This is a genomic window from Dermacoccus barathri, from assembly GCF_015070805.1.
In the GTDB taxonomy this organism is placed as follows: domain Bacteria; phylum Actinomycetota; class Actinomycetes; order Actinomycetales; family Dermatophilaceae; genus Dermacoccus; species Dermacoccus abyssi.
Window position 1 is genome coordinate 73,276 of sequence record NZ_JADCTK010000005.1, and the last position, 19,201, is coordinate 92,476.

Below are 19,201 nucleotides of genomic sequence, written 5' to 3' on the forward strand. Positions count from 1 at the left end.
GCTTGTGGCCAAACGGCCAACGCGCCGACGGTCGCTGACACACTTCACGACATGCTCTGGGGCTGGGTGGGTGCTGCGTTGTTCCTTGCGGGCGCCCTCGCCCTCACGACACGTCATGTCGTCCCGGAGGTCGTGGCACCCGGTTCGGAAGCGGCGCACGAGCGTCGACGCGACCGGGAGGCCCTGCTCGCGGTCGCTGCGCTCGTAGCCGCGGGGGGCATCGTCGGGCGCTGGTGGAACGAGGCGCCGGGTTTCGCCACGGCCCTGCTCCTCGTGCTGCCCCTCCTACTCGCGCTCACCCTCGTCGATCTCGACGAACACCGCCTGCCCAATCGCCTCACCCTGGCGTGCGTGGTCGTGACGACCTGTGGCCTCGCCCTCGCGACGCTGGCGACGTCGTCCGCCGGCTGGCTCGAAGCGCGGCGGGCGCTGGCCGGGGCAGCCTTGCTCGGGCTGTTCTACCTTGCGCTGGCCCTGCTCGGTGGTGGGCGTGGCATGGGCCTGGGAGACGTGAAGCTGGCCCCCTCCCTCGGTGGCCTGCTCGGTTGGGTCGGGTGGGAGACGTGGGCGGCGGGCGCGTTCGGCGCTTTCCTCCTCGGTGGCCTGTGGGGTGTTGTCCTCATGCTCCGGGGTCGGGGCCGGAGCGCGCGAATGCCCTTCGGGCCGTTCATGATCGGCGGCGCCTTGGCCGCGCTCTGCCTCGCCTGAGCGCAGCGAGGCACATCGCGGCCACCTGCGTCGCGCGTCGAGTTCACTCATCGCGGCGGACCGCACTCATCCACCTCGATGAGGATCGACATCTACGGACTCAGCGAACTGCCAGGGACTCGGCGTCGCGTTTTCGATATGTCGAGTCGATATATCTGCTAGAACTGTCGACGAGCGTTCACCCGCTCGCCATTTCCCGTCAGTGGCCGTTCTTGAAACAATGAGCGTTCGCATCGGACGCGGGGATGGCCACGCCACCCGGCCAGACGAAGGAGAAGCGCATGTCACGCCGTGGCACAGTGCTCGAATTCGCTGTTCTCGGGCTGCTGCACGAAGCACCGCTGCACGGGTACGAGCTGCGTAAGCGACTCACCGGTGTGCTCGGTGCCTTCCGTGTCGTGAGCTACGGGTCGCTGTACCCGTGCCTCGCGAAGCTGTCGCGCAAGGGCCTCATCACCGAAAGCGCGTCGTTCGCGCCCGGGGGGCGTCGCCCGCGTATCACGTACGAGATCACGGACGAGGGCCGTGACGTCTTCGCCGATCAGTTGTCGCGCTCCGGCCCGGCTTCCTGGGACGACGACAACTTCGACGTGCATTTCGCCTTCTTCTCCCGCGCGAGCGCCGAGGTGCGCCTGCGCATCCTGGAGGGGCGACGCCTGCGTCTGCAGGAGCGTCTCGAACGCTCCCGCGAACAGGCGCGTGACAGTCGCAGTACGCGTGACTCCTACATCGCGGAGCTGTTCCGCCACGACGTGGAGTCCACGGAGCGTGAAGTGGGCTGGGTGAACGAACTCATCGAGATCGAGCGGAAGGCCGTTGCCGATCCGCGCCCGCTGTCCTCCGAGGTCTGACCACATTTCCTCTGGGGGCTCGTCCATCAGGAGTGAGTTCCATGGGTTCCATCCGCGTCGCCATCGTCGGCGTCGGCAACTGCGCCAGTTCGCTGGTTCAGGGCGTCGAGTACTACAAGAACGCTTCCCCGGACGCGCACGTGCCGGGTCTCATGCACGTGACGTTCGGTGACTACCACGTCGGTGACGTCGAGTTCGTCGCTGCGTTCGACGTCGACGCGAAGAAGGTCGGCTTCGACCTTTCCGAGGCGATCAACAACTCGGAGAACAACACGATCAAGATCGCCGACGTGCCGCCCACGGGCGTCACGGTGCAGCGCGGTCACACGCTCGACGGCGTGGGCAAGTACTACGCGCTGACGATCGACGAGTCGGACGCCGAGCCGGTCGACGTCGTCCAGGCGCTCAAGGACGCGAAGGTCGACGTCCTCGTCTCCTACCTGCCGGTCGGCTCGGAGACGGCCGACAAGTTCTACGCGCAGTGCGCGATCGACGCGGGCGTCGCCTTCGTCAACGCGCTGCCGGTCTTCATCGCCTCCGACCCGGAGTGGGCGAAGAAGTTCGAGGACGCCGGTGTGCCGATCATCGGTGACGACATCAAGAGCCAGGTCGGCGCGACGATCACGCACCGCGTCATGGCGAAGCTGTTCGAAGACCGCGGCGTCGCCCTCGACCGCACGTACCAGCTGAACGTCGGCGGCAACATGGACTTCAAGAACATGCTCGAGCGCGAGCGCCTCGAGTCGAAGAAGGTCTCGAAGACGCAGGCCGTCACGTCGAACCTGTCGGGTTCGCTCGCGGGCAAAATCGACGACAAGAACGTGCACATCGGCCCGAGCGACTACGTCGCGTGGCTCGACGACCGCAAGTGGGCGTACGTGCGCCTCGAGGGTCGCGCGTTCGGTGACGTGCCCCTGAACCTCGAATACAAGCTCGAGGTGTGGGACTCGCCGAACTCGGCCGGCATCATCATCGACGCCATCCGCGCCGCGAAGATCGCCAAGGACCGCGGCGTCGGCGGCCCGCTCCTGTCGGCGTCGAGCTACCTCATGAAGAGCCCGCCGGAGCAGCGCGAGGACACCGTCGGCCGCGAGATGCTGGAGGCCTTCATCCGCGGTGACGAGGAGCGCTGAGGATCAAGCGAACGGAGGTAGGACCGCAGCGAAGCGAGGATCCTGCCGAAGTGAGCGATGACGAAACGCTCGAGAAAAGTGAGGAGCGCTGAGTCGTACCTTTCGCCGCGTCCTCCGGCGGGGTGGCTTCGCAGGCTCAGCCGCCCCGCTCGGTGCGACACGAGTGTTGACGAAGCGCTCAAGACAAGGAGGAGCGCTGAGTCGTAGCCCTCTGACACTGCACGGTGTGAAATCCGCCCTTCGTGTGCCCAAGCCCCGAGCTTGCGCACATGAAGGGCGGATTTCTTTCCTACGGAGGTGGTCGTCGGTTGGTGCCATCGGATGAGGACTCCGCCGTCCTGACCTCTTCGTGAGAATGCGTATCACCGCCGGTCGGCGTAACGTCACGTCCATGACCACAGCTGTTGCCTGCTACCAGGCCGTTGCCGCCGACGCCCCCCTCGAGAAGGGTACCGTCGAGCGCCGAGACCTGCGTCCCGACGACGTCCGCATCGAAATCGAGTTCGCCGGAATCTGCCACTCCGACATCCACACCGTGCGCGAGGAGTGGGGCAAGATCACCTTCCCGATGGTGACCGGCCACGAGATCATCGGTCGCGTCACCGAGGTCGGCTCCGACGTCACGAAGTTCACCGTCGGCGAGCGCGCCGGCGTCGGCTGCCTCGTCGACTCCTGCCGCGAGTGCGAGTGGTGCCTCGCCGGCGAGGAGAACAACTGCCCGAACTCCGTCGGCACCTACAACGGCATCGACCGCTTCGACGGCACGCCCACCGCCGGCGGCTACTCGACGCAGATCGTCGTCTCCGAAGCCTTCGCCATCCACATCCCCGAAAGCCTCGACGCCGCAGCCGCCACCCCGCTGCTGTGCGCCGGCATCACCACCTACTCGCCGCTTCGCACCTGGGGTGTCAAGGAAGGCTCCAAGGTCGCCGTCGTCGGCATGGGCGGGCTCGGTCACGTCGCCGTCAAGCTCGCCAAGGCCATGGGCGCCGAGGTTACGGTCATCTCCCAGACCCGCTCCAAGGAAGAGGACGGACGCCGCTACGGCGCTACCGACTGGATCGCGACGGCCGAAGACCCCGACGCCGTCAAGAAGCGTCGCGGCGAATTCGATGTCATCCTCAACACCGTGTCCGCACCCATCAACGTGCGCCACTACCTCGCCGCGCTGCGCCCCCACGGCGCCCTCGTCATGCTCGGCCTGCCCATGGACAACCTCGAGTTCAACGCGGCCAACGTCATCCTCGGCCGCAAGTCCGTCACCGGCTCCAACATCGGCGGCATCCGCGAAACGCAGGAAATGATCGACTTCTGCGCCGAGCACAACGTCACCGCCGAAATCGAACTCATCAACGCCGACACCATCAACGAGGCCTACGACCGCGTCGTCGGCTCCGACGTGAAGTACCGGTTCGTGATCGACGCCAAAACGTTTTGATTCTCCCTTGCCCCGTCTTCCGGCTGGCTCACTGACGGCGCTCGCAGGCTCGCGTCGTCAGTGAGCCCGCTCGGTGCGACAGGGCTTCGGGCCGCACGCTCCGACGAACCCCGTCAGGCCTCCTCGCAAGCTCGGAGGTCTGACGGGGTTCGTCGTCGGTGCGGAGTCCGCTTCCAGCGTGGTGCTGTTGAGGGGGAGTGTCTCGGCTTCGTGACCTGGCCGGGGGCTGCTCGGTAGTCGGCTGAGGTGCGTGGCGCGCCTCTAGCCGGTGCACTTGTCTCGATCTGGCGGCGATATATCGCCGCCAGATCGAGACAACTGCACCGGATGCGTCGCGGGCCTTCGCCCTCGCCTTTACGACAGGTTGCCCAGGCGCTGCAGGCGGCCGCGCAGCGAATCCTGACGCTCGGCGTTGCCCGGCAGCTCGACGAAGCGCTCCCGGAACCGAGCCAGCAGGTCGTCCTCGAGTCGGCGAACCGCGCCGGGCGGGAAGCTGTAGCCCATCGCACGGGACACCCGCTCGGACGAGACACCCTGCAACTCCACGCGCAGGTCGTGGATCGACTCGACGCCGAGTTCCGTCAGCAAGTCGGCCGTGTCGACGTAGTGATCGACACGGGAGAAGCGCGAATCGGCGTAGCGGCCTGCGAGGAACGACGCGAGCTCGCGCGGGTCGATGCGCCCACCGGCATCGTCGAAGTCGCGCTCATGCACCCCCGACGCCAAGGTGTCGCGGATGACCGAGAACTCCCGGTCGGCCAACTCGATGAGCCCTGCCGCCAGTGTGAAGCGGCGGTCCAGCTCCGACGCGTGCTCGCTCGGCACCTCACCCTTGTACCGCGCGTCGTGCTCGAACTCGGCCCACGCGTGCTGCAGCACCGTGCGCAACTGCACCGAGACGCACTTCGACGCCTCGTACCCCGTCGCGTCGGGGTCGGTCGAGACCAGCATGTGACGACTCGCGTACCCGAACCGTCCCTCGCTCGCGGTTTCGCGTCCCATGTCGCGATCCTCGAGGACGGTGTAGTGGTCGCCGAGCAATTGGGCGACCGGCTCGATGTCGCTGAGCGTGTACGTCACGATGCGCACGCCCACCTGGTCGGTGATCTCGACGAGCGGGTCGAAGTCGGTGTGACCCAGCTGCTCCGCGCGGCGAACCACCTTGGCGGAGAAGGACGCAGGAGATTTCGCGCGACCCGTCACCGACAGGTAGTTGATGCCGGCGTCGTCGACGATCGCACGGATGCGGCGCACCGTTTCGTCGGTGCGCCGCACGGTACGAGGGTGACGGGACGCGTACGTCGCGTTCGCTCGCTGCAGTGACTTGCGGCTCATGGGGGAATCCAAACAGAAACGACCGACGGCTGTCGGGAGGTGCGGGTTTCGAAACGGTGGGAAGGCGATGTCGGAGACAGTCGGTACCCTGGACGGTAATACCCGCGCGTGCTCCGAGGCTCGCGCCGCACGAAGCGAGGCAAGTACGTGGTCAATGAGTCGGGCCAGGGGCGCGGTAACGCGGGTGGTCGCCCCGCCGCCGGAGGCAGGAAGCCGCAGGCTTCTTCGAAGGGTTCCTCGAAGAGCGCTGCGGCCGGGTGGATCGCCTCCCGCCGCGCCAAGGCGTCCAAGCGCTCGATGCCGGTGCGCATCCTGCGCGGTGCTCTCATCGGCTTCGCCAGCCTGTTCCTGCTCGCCGTCCTGGCTTTCGTCGTTCTCTACATGGCCATCGACATTCCCAAGGCCAACGCGCAGGCCACCCAGTCCGTCTCTGTCGTCTACTACGCCGACGGCAAGACGGAGATGGGTCGTTTCACCACGACGAACCGCGATCCTGTTGCCATCGAGAAGGTGCCCGAGCACGTCCAGCGCGCCTTCATCGCTGCGGAGGACCGCAGCTTCTATTCGAACCGAGGCATCTCACCGAAGGGCATCGCCCGAGCGTTCATCAACAACTTCAAGGGTGAGGGAAGCGGCAGTCAGGGTGGTTCGACCTTGACGCAGCAGTACGTCAAGAACTACTTCCTCACCCAGGACAAGACGATCACCCGCAAGGTCAAAGAGGTCGTCATCAGCCTCAAGGTCGATCAAGAGATGAGCAAGAACCAGATCCTTGAGGCCTACCTCAACAACGTCTACTTCGGACGTGGCGCGTACGGCGTCCAGGCTGCGGCCAAGTCCTACTTCCACAAGGACGTCTCGAAGCTGACGCCGGTCGAGGGCGCCTTCCTCGCGTCGGTGGTCAACAACCCGGAGAACATGGATCCGACGGTCGGTCCCAACTCCGAGAAGCGCGCCAACGCGCGTATGGCGTACACGCTCAACGGCATGGTGAGCATGGGGTGGCTCTCGGAGGCGGAACGCTCCAAGGCGACGATGCCCACGTTCTACAAGCGTGAGCCCGTCAAGTACGCCGACGGGCCCGAGGGGTACGTCGTCGCATCGGTGCGTCAGGAACTGTCGCGCAAGCTCAAGCTCTCGACCACCGACATCGACCGCGGCGGTCTGCGCATCACGACGACGATCGACAAGCGCACCCAGGACGCCGCCGTCCGCGCCGTCGAAGCCCACACGCCGGTGGTGTTGCAGGGCAAGTTGCACACGGGTCTCGTCGCGGAGAAGGCGAACAACGGCGCCGTCGTCGCCATGTACGGCGGAGCAGACTACGACCCCGTCAAGGCGCCCTACTCCGACGCCGACCGCTCGATGCTTCAGAGCGCCTCGACGATGAAGATCTACGCCGCCATCGCTGCACTGCGCGATGGCAAGACCATCGACACGCGGTACAACGGCAACAACTACATGCGGCTCGGGCCGAACTCGTTCGTGCAGAACGACCACAACAAGTCGTACGGCTTCCAGCCGATCACGAACATGCTCGCGTACTCGATCAACACGGCGTTCGTGCGGCTCAACCAGGACATCGGCCCGGAGAAGACCCTCAAGGCCGCACAGGATTCGGGCATGCCCAGGACCCTCGGTGGCATGAACGACACCAAGGAGATCCTCAACGTCCTCGGTACCGGTGACAGCCGCGTCGTCGACCAGGCCACGGGCTACAACACGCTCAACTCCGGCGGAAAGCGCTACGACCGCTACCTCATCTCGAAGGTGCGCACGTACGACGAGAGCTACAGCTACGACGTGAAGGTCGAGGGCGAGCAGGCCTATGACAAGGGCATCGCCGACGACGTCACGTGGGCCCTGGGCAAGACGGGCGTCTACGGAACGGCTGCCGGCACGCAGTACCAGCTGAACCGTCCATTGGCGGCGAAGACGGGGACCGCGACGGGTAACAAGTACATCTGGTTCAACGGCTTCACGCCGGGCCAGCTCACCACGTCCGTCGGTATGTACTACAGCGAGGACGGACGTACGGCGAAGCCCATGCAGAACCTGCCCGGAATCCCGCCGGCAGACGTGTACGGTGCCGGCCTTCCGCGCAAGGTGTGGGTCGACTTCATGAAGGCCGCGCTCGAGGGCCAGGAGGTCACGAAGCTGCCGGAGCGCTCGTACTACAACCAGGACAAGCCGCAGACCCAGGATCCTCTGCCGAGCAGCACCTACGTGCCCCCGTCAACGGCACCGACGCCCTACCCGGAGCGCAGCACGTCCTCGACGTCGTCGCCCTCGCCGGAGACGAGCGACTCCCCGGAGTCGTCCTCGAGCAGTTCGAGCAAGCTGCCCAGTTCGTCGAGTTCGTCCCCGAGCAGTTCCTCGAGTACGTCGAGTCCCAGGCCGTCGACGCCGCGGCCAACGTCGAGTTCTCCGCCGAGCCCGACGCCGACACCGAGTGGTTCCCTCACCTCGGCTCCGTGACCTAGCGGCCACGCTCTAGGGTTGGGCCCATGAGTTCAGGTGCGCAGAGGAAGAGCATGCGTCCTCAGCGTGTGCCGCGGCGCGCCGCGATGCCCTCGCGCACCGACTCCGTCGTCGCAGCGGCTTCGCACGTCATCGGAGGCCCGCTCGGGCGTCACGCCGTGCCGGGGGTGCGCGGATGGCGGCCCGCTGCGGCGGTTCTGTCGGCCCTCAGCTCGGTCTTCGTCGCGCTGGGCGTGCCCCAGAAGAACCACTGCGTCTCGACGGGCTGGGCCACGCCCGGATCGTTGTGGCGCGCCTGTTACTCGGATCTTCCCGTGGCCGTTGCGGGTGACGCAGGCAGCACGCCGTGGTCGTCACCGGGGAGTGCGGGGCAGCCACCGCTGACCGCGGCCATCACCTGGATCGTGAGGATCCTCGTGCCCGGTGGTTCGCAGCTGCGTCTGCAGCAGGGCATGTTCGCCTGGGGCGCAGCGCTCATCGCCCTGCTCATCGCCCTCGCCGTCTGCTTCACCGCGGCGTCGTTGCCGAACGGACCGTGGGCTGCTGCGCACGTTGCCCTCTCGCCCGTCCTCATCACGACGGCTCTCATCTCGTTCGACGCGTTCGCCGTGCTGCTCGTTGCGGCCGGGCTGTGGGCCTGGAGCCGCAACCGGGCGGCGCTGAGTGGCGGGTTGCTCGCCGCAGCGCTTCTCACCAGGCCCGCGTTGGGCACCGTGTTGCTCGCCGTCATCCTCGTGGCTCTGGCTCGTCGGCGCACCCGCGATCTGGCCGGCGTCGCTCTCGGCGCAGCCGTGACGTTCGCCGTCGTCGGGGGTCTCATGCTGATCTCCGGAGCCAACCCGTTCGCGTCCTTCACGACGTGGAAGGTGCAGGGCGCGTCGTACGGCTCGCTGTGGCAGATCTTCTCGTTCGCAGGCTTCACACTCTCGCCCACGTCCCTGACGGCGCTCGCTGTCATCGGCTGGATCCTCGCCATCGGTCTCGGCTGGCTTCTCGCGAGCCGCGACGAGACAATGACGCCCGCGGCCGTCGCGCTGCTCATGCTCGTCGTCGTCATGCTCACCTCGCGGGCGCTGCCGGTGCAGGCTGCTCTGTGGGTGCTTCCGCTCGTCGCCCTGTGCGCGATTCGTTGGCGCGACCACCTCGTGTGGGCGGGAGCAGAGTTCGCCTACTTCGTCGTCGTGTGGGGTTTCATCGCGCGTTCCTCGAACTCGGCCAAGGCGCTGCCGCAGGAGTGGTTCGCGGTCTTCGTCGCCGTGCGGCTCATCGCCGTTCTCTTCCTCGTGCGAGCCTGCATCGACTCCGTGGCCGGCCCCGCCCGCCGGACGAAGTGATCGCCGCCCGAGCCGACGCACCGACTCATGGGCAGTCGTCCACAGATTTCGTCCGCCGTGACGGCAACGGGTAGTCTTCAGAGGCTTACGCCCTCTTGTCCACAACCCGTGGACGCCACTTTCTTCCCGAAAGCGCTCACGACGAGCACGATCGGGCCAGGAGGCGGTGAGGGCGAGCAACGCTGCAACCCTCCTGTCACGGAGAGACCGTGACCGCTTTAGACCAAAGGAGGTGGGTTACCGCATGCGTCACTACGAGATGATGATCATCCTCGACGGCGAGCTCGACGAGCGTACGGTCCAGCCCTCGCTGGAGAAGTTCCTCACCGTCGTCACGAAGGACGGTGGCACCGTCGACAACGTCGACACCTGGGGCCGTCGTCGCATGGCGTACGACATCAAGAAGAAGTCCGAAGGCATCTACGTCGTGGTCGACTTCACGTCCACCCCGGCTACCGCCGCAGAGCTTGACCGCCAGCTGGGCCTCAACGAGTCCATCCTGCGCACCAAGATCCTGCGCAAGGACGCCTGAGAACTCCCCACACTTAAGTAGGAGGAACCACCCATGGCTGCAGGCGACGTCAACATCACCGTGATCGGCAACCTCACCGCCGACCCCGAACTTCGGTACACGCCGAACGGGGCAGCGGTCGCCAACTTCACCGTGGCCTCGACCCCCCGCCAGTTCGACCGTCAGTCGAACGAGTGGAAGGACGGCGAGACCCTCTTCATGCGTTGCTCCATCTGGCGCGAAGCGGCGGAGAACGTCTCCGAGTCCCTGCAGCGCGGCACTCGCGTCGTCGTCACCGGCCGACTGAAGTCTCGTTCGTACGAGACCAAGGAAGGCGAGAAGCGCACAACGACCGAGCTCGAGGTCGACGAGATCGGCCCCTCGCTGCGTTACGCCACGGCGAAGGTCAACAAGACCCAGCGCTCCGGCGGCCCCGGCGGCGGCTTCGGAGGAGGCCAGGGGGGCGGCAACGTCTCCCAGGGCAACTTCGGCGGCCAGCAGGGCGGCAACGGTGGTGGTTTCGGTGGCGGCCAGCAGGGCGGCAACTTCGGTGGCAGCCCCAACGACGACCCGTGGGCAACCGGTGGCAACACCGGCGGCCACCAGGGTGGTCAGGGCAACGCCGGCGGTCAGCAGGGCGGCAATGGTGGCTGGTCCACCGGCCCGTCCTACGACGAGCCCCCGTTCTGATCGGCACCTCCTCACACCGGTCGTGATTCGTCACGACCCACCTCGCACCGGCCGACGGCCGAGGCGAAACAAGACACTCGCTATCCCGAGTCACCCACTCGGGCTCTCATAGAAGGAGAGCACCACGATGGCAAAGCCCGTTGTGCGTAAGCCCAAGAAGAAGGCCAACCCGCTGAAGGCGGCGAAGGTCGAGAACATCGACTACAAGGACGCAGCCCTGCTGCGCAAGTTCATCTCCGACCGCGGCAAGATCCGTGCGCGTCGCGTCACGGGCGTCTCCGTCCAGGAGCAGCGCCTCATCGCCAACGCCGTCAAGAACGCCCGCGAGATGGCCCTGCTGCCGTACTCGAGCTCGGCTCGCTGATCAGGCGGAAAGGAACACCATCATGAAGGTCATCCTGACGCACGAGGTTTCCAAGCTCGGCACGGCCGGTGACGTCGTCGACGTCAAGCCCGGCTTCGCCCGCAACTACCTCCTGCCGAACAACCTCGCCACCGAATGGACGAAGGGCGGCCAGAAGCAGGTCGACTCCATCCAGAAGGCTCGCGAGTCCCGCGCCGTCAAGACGCTCGAAGAGGCTCAGTCCATCAAGGGCAACCTGGAGAACGCCAAGGTGACGCTGAAGGCGCGCTCCGGTGAGAACGGTCGCCTCTTCGGCGCCGTGACCACGCACGAGATCGCCGACGCCATCAAGGAAGCCGGCGCCGGCTCCGTCGACAAGCGCAAGATCGAGATCACCACCCCGATCCGCTCGCTCGGCGACCACAGCGTCCTCGTCCGCCTCCACCCGGAGGTTCAGGCGACGGTCAAGCTGAACGTCGCGCGCGCCTGACGCGTTCGCGTAGACCACGCAGAAGCTCCCACCCTCCTTGAGAGGGTGGGAGCTTCCGCATGTCGTGGGGAGAACTGTCCTCGACGAGGTTCGATCTGGCGGACGCATGACGAAGGCCCCGGCACATCCTCCTCGGATGTCCACGGGGCCTTCGCCGTCACACTTCGAGGGCTGTCACAGGGGCGTCGCGAGGTGATCCCACATCGTCTTCGCGACGCGGTTGGCCACGCTCGTACCGATGGCCATCGTGGGGGTGCGCTGCAGGATGGCGAGCGTGTGGTTGCGTCCGTAGCCACCGACGTGGCCGACGCTGTTGATGCGCCACTGACCGTTGTAGGGCAGCCACCCGTTCTTGACCTGGGAGGTGCCGTACGTGCCGACACCCCAGCGCTGGCCGGAGGTCACCTGACCCATGAGCGTGCTGATGTAGCCGCGGTTGGTGCTGTTGAGCACCCGCCCGAACCAGAAGATCTCGTCCATGAGCACCATCTGGTCGTAGGCGGACGTCGTCGTCAGGCCCCAGGCCTTGTTCGTCACCGTCTGGTACATGCGCAGCTTCGTGGCCATGGCCTGAACGGCCGGCGCGCCGCCGACGCTCTTCCACAGGTTCGTCGCAGCGTTGTTGTCGCTGTAGCGGATCATGATGCTCGCCTGCGACTTCTCCCACGCCGTCAGGGCGCGCCCGAGGCGCTGAGCACGGTCACACACCGTGGCGAGGATGAGCACCTTGACGATGCTGGCGCATTCGTTGCGCACTCCCGCGCTGTACTGCCAGAACCGGCCGGAGCGGCGATCGTAGACGGCGACCGACAGGGTTCCGGTCGTCGCCGCATCGATGGCGTAGATCTTGTCGCGAAGGCCCACGGTGGTGGCAGAGGCCTCAGCTGCGCCGACGAGACTCGGCAGCGCGAGAGCCGTGCCGGCGCCACCGGCGCCCAGGACGACGCCTCGTCGAGTGCACCCCTTGGGGGTTTCATGATGCTTTCCGACGCGAGCCATCTGGCCTCCCGAACTTCTGTGGTGTGGCTCTCAGGGTACGTGCAGGCAAGCGTCGTTCTGTCGACTTCGGCATGTCGATTCGGTTACGGAACAGCCAGTTCCATCCACGCGTCCACGCGGCGGCGACGATCCAGCACGACGCAGCGAGCCGTCAGGTAGAGCGAGTAGCAGACCCACAGAGCGGTCAGCGGGGCCGCGACGTCCAGTCCCTCCAGCCACTCGTCGGCGAGCATGAGCACGCCCAGGACCGGCAGGTAGGCGAGCAGGAGAGCTACCTGTGCCTTGGCGAGGAATGGGCCGTCTCCGGCCCCCATGAGGACGCCGTCGAGGACGAAGAGGACCCCCGCGACCGGTTGGACGAGGGCGATGACGACCAGGGCGCCCGTGGTCGCGCGCAACACCGAGGGGTCGTCGGAGAACAGGTGGGGCAGGGGCCACGCGGCGGCGAGTGTCAGGAGGCCCGCTGCGGCACCGCTGTACCAGCCCCAGCGGGTGATGACGGCCGAGAGCTCGCGCGTCTCGTCGTGGTCGCCGCGCCCGAGCGACTCCCCGATGAGTGCCTGGGCGGCGATGGCAATGGCGTCGAGGGCGAAGGTGAGGAAGGTGAAGATCGTCATCGCGACCTGGTGCGCGGCCAGCGTCGTGGCACCGAACGTGCCGGCCGCCGCCGTCGTCAGCAGCAGGACGGCGCGCAACGCCACCGTGCGCACGAGCAGCGGCGCGCCGAAACGGGCCGCCGTCAGGACGCGGGCGGGGTGCGGACGCAGGTCGAGGTGACGGGTGCGGCGCACGATCGAGACGAGTAGCGCCAGGGCCATGAGCCACTGTGCGACCACCGTTCCCACGGCGGCACCGGCCAGCCCCCAGCCGACCACGAGGACGAGAAAGGCGTTGAGAGCGGCGTTGACCGCAAAACCGATGCCTGTCACCCACAGAGGCGTCTTCGTGTCCTGGAGGCCCCGGAGAAGGCCCTGTGCCGCGAGGGCGATGAGCATGGCCGGGATGCCGACGGAGCTGATCTGGAGGTAGGTCGTGGCTTGGTCGACCACGTCGGCCCCACCCGAGCCACTCATGGCGCGTGCTGCAGGACGGGCGAGGACTGCGGTGAGGGCGGACAGCGGCAGGCCGAGAGCGAGGGCCAACCAGACACCGTCGAGGCCGGCCTGGACGGCGTCGTCTTGGTGGCCGCGGCCGAGGTGTCGTGCCACGACGGCGGTCGTCGCATAGGCGAGGAAGACGAAGATGCCGGTGGCGGTGAGGAGGATGGCGCTCGCGGCTCCGAGCGCGGCGAGCGCCGACGTTCCAAGGCGCCCCACGACGACCGAATCGGTGAGGAGAAACAGGGGCTCGGCGATCAGGGTGAAGAACGCAGGCACCGCGAGTCGAGCGATGGGGTGCGTCACACGGCTCCTAACGTCTCACGATGCGAGATGCACCACACATTTTTTCGCGGCGTGTCGGCGCGCCTTCCATGACGTTCGACTTGTATCTGATATCGACCGAAATTCTGCAGAACCACGCACGATCGGGTGGTTCACGGCGTCGTGCTTTTACGCGCATCCTGCTCGACGAGTCAAGCATCCACCCCTGCGTGTCGGCAACTTTCACTTTCTTCACAGGGTCCGGTCAGGCACAGTAAGCGAGCACCTTTGTGAGCGGGGGCTGGCAGGGGTGTGGCAGTGACGTGCGCACGCACCCGACGTCCGAGACGTCGGGGGTGTGCACGTCGTGACGACTTCACCTAGGAAGGCTGCTCATTTGAGTACCCACGCTCCCTTGCACATGAGGCGGCGCCAACGCGCTACCTCTGCGCTGCCGCGCCTGACGGTCAAGCAAGCCGTCGGCGCCGGTGTTGCGCTCGCCATTCCAACGGGTGGCACGCTGATGGCGGCCGCGCCGGCGCTCGCCGCGCCCGGTGACGACACCACCAACGGCTCCGCCTCCACCCCCCGCCCGACGCTCTTGTACGGCTCGCGTGGCGCCGCCGTCAAGATCGTTCAGGCCCGCGTCGGTGTCACCGCCGACGGCATCTTCGGCCCCGCCACGCTGAGCGCGGTCAAGACGTTCCAGCGTGCCAACGGCCTCGTGCCGGACGGCATCGTGGGAGCGCGCACCTGGGCCAAGGTGGGCGGCTCGGCGGTCACGCCGACGCCCAGCCGTCCGACGACACCGACGACGCCCACCACGGGCACGACGACGCCCACGGTGCCGACGACCACGACCCCGGCCTGCTCGCCGACGTCGACCACGCTGCGCATGGGCAACTCGGGCCAGCTCGTCAAGGTGCTGCAGGACCGTCTCGGCCTGCCCACGGACGGTTGGTTCGGTGCCAACACGAAGGCCAAGGTGCTCGCCTTCCAGCGCGCAACCGGTCTGTACGCGGACGGCATCGTCGGCCCGCGCACGTGGACGAAGCTCGGATGCGTCGGCCCGAACGCTCCGCAGCCGACGACGCCGCCGGTGTCGACGCCGTCCGTGCCGAGTACTCCGGCCACGGGTACCGCGGCGCAGGTCATCGCCTTCGCCCAGACGTTCACGGGAACGCCGTACGTGTGGGGCGGTTCGTCGCCTGCCGGCTTCGACTGCTCCGGCCTGACGAGCTACGTGTTCAAGAACTTCGGCTACTACATGCCGCGTACCGCGGCCCAGCAGCAGGCGTACTTCCCGCGTGTCTCCAACCCGCAGCCCGGTGACCTCGTCTTCTGGGGTTACCCGGCGTACCACGTCGGTATCTACGTGGGGAACGGCATGATGATCGACTCGTCGCAGCCGGGCGTTCCGGTTGCGATGCGCAAGGTCTACGGGTCGCCGTCGGGGTACGCGCGCGTCATCAAGTAGGGATCACCAAAAGCCTCCGCGGTGTGACGGGGATGGCGCTCGGATCGGTTCGGTACCGGCAGTGGGGAAGCTGACACGGTTGACGAGCTGAGCGCCGTCCCACATCGTGGACAAAATTGAAGAAGAAATTTTCTGTCGAACATTTTTTCGAAGAGCGAAAGGATGTTCGATTCGTGCTGCCCGATAACTCGCACAATTCGCCCGCATTGCCCGTCATCACGGGCAGATCACGGCGGCTCTGAACGACACGGGTGTAATTTTTTCGGCGCTTTGAAGCGCTCATTCGGTGGGGCATCCTCGGTCATGTCACGCATTCAGCGTGGCCTCAGATCCCTGTGAGCGCGTTGTCGGCTTCGCCCGTGCGCTCCACGAACTCACGGAGTGCAGAAGCCATGACGAAGTACGTGCCCAAGCATCTCTCCTCGCATGCCGGCTACCTCGACTCGGCTCGTGTCGGTGCCGCAGCTGCGCGCAGTGGTCGTTCCGCCGTCGCGCTCGGCGTGAGTGCGGCCCTTCCGACCGGTGCGGCAGCCCTCATGGCGGCCCCCGCTCTCGCCGTCGAAGGCGACAAGGCCGCCGAGGCAGCTGCCGGTAACACCCCCAAGACGGTGGCGTTCGGCGCTCGCGGTGGTGACGTGACGCAGGTCCAGGCCCGCCTGGCGCTCGTGCGTGACGGCATCTACGGCCCCATCACGACCGCCGCGGTCAAGGACTTCCAGCGCGCCAACAACCTTTCCGTCGACGGTGTCGTCGGATCGAAGACCTGGTCCGTTCTCAACGCCACGTCGACGAAGCCCGCCTCGAAGCCGGGTTCGAAGGACTCGGTCGTCAACATTGGCGACGAGGGCGCCGTCGTGCGCGCGGTGCAGAAGAAGCTCGGCATCACGGCCGACGGTGTCTTCGGCCCGAAGACCCTCACCGCCGTCAAGGCGTTCCAGACCGACAAGGGCCTCGCCGTCGACGGGATTGTCGGCGTCCGCACGACCTACGCGCTCGCCAAGACGGATGCTGCTTCCGCCAAGAAGAGCACGCCCAAGAGCTCGTCGAAGAAGGTGGCCCGCAAGGCTGCTCGTCCGACGCTCGTGAGCCCGAACGCCCGCTACGAACTGCCGTTCCCGAGCGGTTACGCGGCGCCGATCTCGCAGGGTCCGTACGGCTCGGCCAGCCACTACAAGTGGAACGACAAGCACCACGTCGACTTCGCGGTGCCCGCAGGGACGCCCGTCGTCGCGTCGGCCTCCGGCATCGTCATCATGGCGGAGTACAACACCGGCGGCGGCAACACCATCCTTATCCGCGACGCCTCCGGTCACGCGATGGAGTACGCGCACCTGTCGTCCATGAACGTCGTTCCCGGTCAGCGTGTCGTCCAGGGTCAGCAGATCGCTCGCTCGGGCAACACGGGCAACTCCACCGGCCCGCACCTGCACTGGGGCATCGTGGACGGACGCAACTTCGTGAGCATCAAGATCGCGGAGTCGAAGGAGCTCGGTACGTCGTACGTGCCCGGCACACTCGCGATGTCGCGCAACGGCTGACCCGCCGTGTGCGCACCGACGGGCGCCTCTTCCGAGTGGGAGAGGCGCCCGTCGGCGTCCGCGAGCGTAGGGGTCGGGGCGTGTCGTTGAACAGTCGTGAACGTGAAGTCACCGGTGAGCAGTTGCGTCGTCACGTCGAGGTGCTCGGGGTGAGCGAGCAGGCGCTGGCAGCCTGGCTTGACCTCGAACCGCAGGCGGTGGAGGACACCGTTGCCGTGCGGGGTGCGGATCCTGTCGTCGTGTGGCTCGTGCGGGACGGGCTGGACGCGCTGGCACGTCACCGCGGCGTGGACGCAGGTGGGTGGACGGTGTTGACGGACTCGTCCCGGCAAGCCGCGCAGCGCTGGTTCCGTTTGCCGGCGGTTCTACCGGTGGAGTCCTTCAAGGGGTGACGAAGGCCGCCGGGGCTTTACCGGTGGCCGGCCCCGACCCGGTGCTCCGAGCGCAGCGGCGTCGCCTCGGATTTCGGTCTGTGCCGGGTGGTTGCGTGTCGAAGCGTGCTGCACGGTCGGTTTCTTGATTTGGTAAGGGTGGCGTCTCGGTTCGTCAGCCCCCAACCGCTCGTCGCCGAAGGGCGCAGGCTCGCCTCGCGGGTCGGCGTCCGGGATTCGACGGCGAGCACCATCGCGAGCCGGGACGCCACCACGTCGCCTTCGCGTCCGGCAGGCCGATTTCACGTCGTGATTTGGCCCAGCCAGGTCGGGCGGACCGGGGCCCGAACGGCGGTTGATCGTACGATGAACGATTCCAACGCCTGTGGACGGCAATATTTTTTGTCGCACAGGTTGGAAGAAATTTTCGTCCCCAGGCTGGGGACGAAGAATGCGCCGTCATGACGGGGATTTCGTGAGGGTCGGTTCGTTTCGTCCACAGGCTTGTCCCCGTGTTTCCCACAGGGGTGGACGGCGTTTCCAACACGTTGTGCACAACGTTGTCCACAGGCCGGTTGGTGAACGGACGGGGTTGCTCCGTACGGTTGTCGGTGCTGAGTGAGATGGTGCCTTCTGTGCTGCTCGAGGTGGCACCGACGGGCAGTGCGACGCGGCGAGTTCGCGCCGGGATGAGGAGTGGCGGCATGGCCGAGTTGGAGCCGTACGAGGCGCCGCCGGAGTTCGACGCACCCGGCGACGCGATGCCGCCCGGCAAGCTGCCGCCGCAGGATCTGCAGGCCGAGCAGAGCGTCATCGGCGGCATGATGCTGAGCAAGGACGCCATCGCCGACGTCATTGCAGAGGTCAAGGGCGTCGACTTCTACCGTCCGGCGCACGAGGTCGTCTTCGACGCCATCACCGACCTGTACGGGCGCGGCGAGCCGGTGGACGCTATCACCGTCGCCGACGAGCTGACGAAGCGCGGCGAACTCGGGCGCATCGGTGGGCAGGCGTACCTGCACCAGCTCATCTCGAGCGTGCCGACGGCGGCGAACGCCGGGTACTACGCGCAGATCGTCGCGGAGCGAGCGGTGCTGCGTCGCCTCGTCGACGCGGGTACGCGCATCGTGCAGATGGGCTATGGCGATGACGGCGGGGATGTCGAGGACATCGTCAACGCGGCGCAGGCCGAGGTTTATGCGGTCGCCGACAAGCGTGGCGGCGAGGACTACGTCCAGCTCGGTGACGTGCTGGAGCTGACGGTCGACGAGATCGAGCAGATCCAGGGTGGCGGGCAGGCGGCCGGCATCCTCACGGGCTTCGCCGACTTCGACGAACTGACGAACGGTCTGCACGCGGGCCAGATGATCGTCATCGCGGCGCGACCGGCGATGGGTAAGTCCACGCTGGGCATGGACTTCATCCGCAACGCGGCCATCCAGCACGGGCACTGCGCGGCCTTCTTCTCGCTGGAAATGGGGCGCACGGAGATCACCATGCGCATCCTGGCCGCCGAGGCGGGCATCCAGATGCAGAACATGCGCAAGGGCACGATGACCGACGACGAGTGGGTGAAGATCGCCACGACGATGGGGCGCATCAACGAGGCGCCGCTGTTCATCGACGACTCGCCGAACATGTCGCTCATGGAGATTCGCGCGAAGGCGCGCCGCCTCAAGCAGCGGCACAACCTGAAGATCCTGGCTATCGACTACCTGCAGCTCATGAGTTCGGGCAAGCGCGTCGAGTCGCGTCAGCAGGAGGTGTCGGAGTTCTCGCGTGCGCTCAAGCTGCTCGCGAAGGAGCTCGAAGTGCCGGTCATCGCGATTTCGCAGCTGAACCGTGGTCCGGAGCAGCGCACCGACAAGCGTCCACAGATGTCGGACCTGCGTGAATCGGGTTCGATCGAGCAGGACGCCGACATGGTCATCCTGCTCCACCGAGACGACTACTTCGACAAGGACTCGCAGCGCCCCGGCGAGGCCGACATCATCGTCGCCAAGCACCGTGCCGGCGCAACGAAGGACATCACCGTCGCCTTCCAGGGCCACCTGTCGCGCTTCAAGGACATGGGCGGCCAGAACTTCTGATCGGGTCGGCTGAATGACCGTGAAAAGGTCAGGTTGTGCGTGATATTTCGT

General features: G+C 66.7%; 17 protein-coding genes. 14 read left to right on the forward strand and 3 right to left on the reverse strand.

Annotated elements, in window-relative coordinates:
• Nucleotides 1-51 precede the first annotated feature (51 nt).
• The 4 genes from IM689_RS10535 (at nucleotide 52) to IM689_RS10550 (ending at nucleotide 4,130) form a co-directional block, all read left to right on the forward strand.
• Nucleotides 52-708 carry a prepilin peptidase gene (locus tag IM689_RS10535; RefSeq protein WP_187036676.1) on the forward strand — a complete coding sequence of 219 codons (657 nt, stop codon included), beginning with the start codon at nucleotides 52-54 and terminating at the stop codon, nucleotides 706-708.
• Nucleotides 709-953: 245 nt separating this feature from the next.
• Nucleotides 954-1,559 (forward strand): PadR family transcriptional regulator, encoded by a 606-nt coding sequence (locus IM689_RS10540; protein ID WP_227484743.1) that lies wholly within the window; start codon nucleotides 954-956, stop codon nucleotides 1,557-1,559.
• Nucleotides 1,560-1,600: 41 nt separating this feature from the next.
• A complete protein-coding gene (locus IM689_RS10545; RefSeq protein ID WP_193643940.1) occupies nucleotides 1,601-2,692 on the forward strand; it encodes an inositol-3-phosphate synthase in 1,092 nt (363 codons plus the stop codon).
• Between the two features lie 391 nt (nucleotides 2,693-3,083).
• Entirely contained in the window at nucleotides 3,084-4,130 is a 1,047-nt protein-coding gene (locus IM689_RS10550) for an NAD(P)-dependent alcohol dehydrogenase (RefSeq protein WP_193643941.1), read from the forward strand.
• Between the two features lie 354 nt (nucleotides 4,131-4,484).
• On the opposite strand, the gene IM689_RS10555 is transcribed toward IM689_RS10550, so the two are convergent.
• Entirely contained in the window at nucleotides 4,485-5,465 is a 981-nt protein-coding gene (locus IM689_RS10555; RefSeq protein ID WP_193643942.1) for a GTP pyrophosphokinase, read from the reverse strand.
• A gap of 147 nt (nucleotides 5,466-5,612) precedes the next feature.
• On the opposite strand from IM689_RS10555, the gene IM689_RS10560 reads away from it, so the two are divergent.
• From IM689_RS10560 to rplI, 6 genes are all read left to right on the forward strand, one after another.
• Nucleotides 5,613-7,943 carry a transglycosylase domain-containing protein gene (locus IM689_RS10560; protein WP_193643943.1) on the forward strand — a complete coding sequence of 777 codons (2,331 nt, stop codon included), beginning with the start codon at nucleotides 5,613-5,615 and terminating at the stop codon, nucleotides 7,941-7,943.
• Nucleotides 7,944-7,999: 56 nt separating this feature from the next.
• Nucleotides 8,000-9,280 carry a hypothetical protein gene (locus IM689_RS10565; protein ID WP_193643944.1) on the forward strand — a complete coding sequence of 427 codons (1,281 nt, stop codon included), beginning with the start codon at nucleotides 8,000-8,002 and terminating at the stop codon, nucleotides 9,278-9,280.
• A 244-nt stretch (nucleotides 9,281-9,524) separates the two neighbouring features.
• Complete coding sequence (rpsF, locus tag IM689_RS10570) at nucleotides 9,525-9,812, forward strand: 30S ribosomal protein S6 (protein WP_047311233.1); 288 nt, start codon at nucleotides 9,525-9,527, stop codon at nucleotides 9,810-9,812.
• Nucleotides 9,813-9,845: 33 nt separating this feature from the next.
• Nucleotides 9,846-10,481, forward strand: a complete 636-nt coding sequence (locus IM689_RS10575; protein WP_193643945.1) for a single-stranded DNA-binding protein — start codon at nucleotides 9,846-9,848, stop codon at nucleotides 10,479-10,481.
• A 127-nt stretch (nucleotides 10,482-10,608) separates the two neighbouring features.
• The gene (gene rpsR / locus IM689_RS10580) at nucleotides 10,609-10,845 is read left to right on the forward strand and encodes a 30S ribosomal protein S18 (RefSeq protein WP_006944621.1); all 237 of its coding nucleotides are present in this window, start codon (nucleotides 10,609-10,611) and stop codon (nucleotides 10,843-10,845) included.
• Between the two features lie 22 nt (nucleotides 10,846-10,867).
• Entirely contained in the window at nucleotides 10,868-11,314 is a 447-nt protein-coding gene (gene rplI, locus IM689_RS10585; RefSeq protein ID WP_047310889.1) for a 50S ribosomal protein L9, read from the forward strand.
• A 174-nt stretch (nucleotides 11,315-11,488) separates the two neighbouring features.
• Here rplI and IM689_RS10590 read toward each other — a convergent pair whose 3' ends face one another.
• Nucleotides 11,489-12,313 carry a serine hydrolase gene (locus IM689_RS10590; protein ID WP_193643946.1) on the reverse strand — a complete coding sequence of 275 codons (825 nt, stop codon included), beginning with the start codon at nucleotides 12,311-12,313 and terminating at the stop codon, nucleotides 11,489-11,491.
• A gap of 83 nt (nucleotides 12,314-12,396) precedes the next feature.
• On the reverse strand, nucleotides 12,397-13,716 hold the full coding sequence (locus IM689_RS10595) for an MATE family efflux transporter (RefSeq protein ID WP_193643947.1): 1,320 nt from the start codon (nucleotides 13,714-13,716) through the stop codon (nucleotides 12,397-12,399).
• 379 nt (nucleotides 13,717-14,095) lie between these two features.
• Between IM689_RS10595 and IM689_RS10600 the strand changes: the two genes are divergently transcribed.
• The 4 genes from IM689_RS10600 (at nucleotide 14,096) to dnaB (ending at nucleotide 19,150) form a co-directional block, all read left to right on the forward strand.
• Nucleotides 14,096-15,151, forward strand: a complete 1,056-nt coding sequence (locus IM689_RS10600; RefSeq protein WP_193643948.1) for a C40 family peptidase — start codon at nucleotides 14,096-14,098, stop codon at nucleotides 15,149-15,151.
• Between the two features lie 392 nt (nucleotides 15,152-15,543).
• Entirely contained in the window at nucleotides 15,544-16,689 is a 1,146-nt protein-coding gene (locus IM689_RS10605; protein WP_193643949.1) for a peptidoglycan DD-metalloendopeptidase family protein, read from the forward strand.
• 80 nt (nucleotides 16,690-16,769) lie between these two features.
• Nucleotides 16,770-17,081 carry a DUF2316 family protein gene (locus IM689_RS10610; RefSeq protein ID WP_193643950.1) on the forward strand — a complete coding sequence of 104 codons (312 nt, stop codon included), beginning with the start codon at nucleotides 16,770-16,772 and terminating at the stop codon, nucleotides 17,079-17,081.
• 683 nt (nucleotides 17,082-17,764) lie between these two features.
• On the forward strand, nucleotides 17,765-19,150 hold the full coding sequence (gene dnaB / locus IM689_RS10615) for a replicative DNA helicase (RefSeq protein WP_082128679.1): 1,386 nt from the start codon (nucleotides 17,765-17,767) through the stop codon (nucleotides 19,148-19,150).
• Nucleotides 19,151-19,201: the final 51 nt, after the last annotated feature.

Bases quoted from the DNA above. Each gene is read 5' to 3' on its own strand.
- IM689_RS10535 (WP_187036676.1), top strand. From the start codon at position 52: ATGCTCTGGGGCTGGGTGGGTGCTGCGTTGTTCCTTGCGGGCGCCCTC.
- IM689_RS10540 (WP_227484743.1), top strand. From the start codon at position 954: ATGGCCACGCCACCCGGCCAGACGAAGGAGAAGCGCATGTCACGCCGT.
- IM689_RS10545 (WP_193643940.1), top strand. From the start codon at position 1,601: ATGGGTTCCATCCGCGTCGCCATCGTCGGCGTCGGCAACTGCGCCAGT.
- IM689_RS10550 (WP_193643941.1), top strand. From the start codon at position 3,084: ATGACCACAGCTGTTGCCTGCTACCAGGCCGTTGCCGCCGACGCCCCC.
- IM689_RS10555 (WP_193643942.1), bottom strand. From the start codon at position 5,465: ATGAGCCGCAAGTCACTGCAGCGAGCGAACGCGACGTACGCGTCCCGT.
- IM689_RS10565 (WP_193643944.1), top strand. From the start codon at position 8,000: ATGCGTCCTCAGCGTGTGCCGCGGCGCGCCGCGATGCCCTCGCGCACC.
- rpsF (WP_047311233.1), top strand. From the start codon at position 9,525: ATGCGTCACTACGAGATGATGATCATCCTCGACGGCGAGCTCGACGAG.
- IM689_RS10575 (WP_193643945.1), top strand. From the start codon at position 9,846: ATGGCTGCAGGCGACGTCAACATCACCGTGATCGGCAACCTCACCGCC.
- rpsR (WP_006944621.1), top strand. From the start codon at position 10,609: ATGGCAAAGCCCGTTGTGCGTAAGCCCAAGAAGAAGGCCAACCCGCTG.
- rplI (WP_047310889.1), top strand. From the start codon at position 10,868: ATGAAGGTCATCCTGACGCACGAGGTTTCCAAGCTCGGCACGGCCGGT.
- IM689_RS10590 (WP_193643946.1), bottom strand. From the start codon at position 12,313: ATGGCTCGCGTCGGAAAGCATCATGAAACCCCCAAGGGGTGCACTCGA.
- IM689_RS10600 (WP_193643948.1), top strand. From the start codon at position 14,096: ATGAGGCGGCGCCAACGCGCTACCTCTGCGCTGCCGCGCCTGACGGTC.
- IM689_RS10605 (WP_193643949.1), top strand. From the start codon at position 15,544: ATGACGAAGTACGTGCCCAAGCATCTCTCCTCGCATGCCGGCTACCTC.
- dnaB (WP_082128679.1), top strand. From the start codon at position 17,765: ATGGCCGAGTTGGAGCCGTACGAGGCGCCGCCGGAGTTCGACGCACCC.